We start from the raw sequence: 492 nt of genomic DNA, 5'->3' as shown, positions 1-492 counted from the left end.
GCTCCGGAGAGCTGGTCGCCCGCATCCTCGCCGTCGACGAGGACGGGCTCGACCTCGAAGTGCCCGGAGTCAAGGGCCGCAGGCCCACATCCCGCCGCCTCGCCTTCGACGAGATCGCCAGGGCGCGCGTGGAGATCGAATTCAACCGCAAGGACAAGAAGGAAGAGGAGGCGTAGCCGTGGACATCGATGTGAAGCTTCTGAAGGGCTTGGCGCAGGACAAGGAGATCCCCTTCGACGTGCTCGTCGCGGCGATCGAGTCGGCCCTCCTCATCGCGTACCACCGCACCGAGGGCAGCCACCGCCGGGCGCGCGTGAAGCTCGACGAGAACGGCCACGTCACCGTGTGGGCCAAGGAGGACCCGGCCGACCTCGAGGAGGGCCAGGAGCCCGAGGAGTTCGACGACACCCCCTCCGGGTTCGGCCGGATCGCCGCGACCACCGCCAAGCAGGTCATCCTGCAGCGGCTGCGCGACGCCGAGGACGACAAGAC

The 492-nt window shown here is 68.7% G+C and carries 1 protein-coding gene and 1 pseudogene; both read left to right on the top strand.

The window, feature by feature from the left end:
- Positions 1-176, top strand: a pseudogene (locus tag RNC47_RS36375) (ribosome maturation factor RimP); the annotation flags it as partial.
- 2 nt (positions 177-178) lie between these two features.
- On the top strand, positions 179-492 hold a 314-nt coding region (locus RNC47_RS36370), incomplete at its 3' end, for a NusA N-terminal domain-containing protein (protein ID WP_311605146.1).

The sequence above is a fragment of the Streptomyces millisiae genome, assembly GCF_031845425.1.
GTDB classification, from domain to species: domain Bacteria; phylum Actinomycetota; class Actinomycetes; order Streptomycetales; family Streptomycetaceae; genus Streptomyces; species Streptomyces millisiae.
Note: the sequence above shows the minus strand (reverse complement) of the source record. Positions and strands in the feature narration are given on the sequence as shown.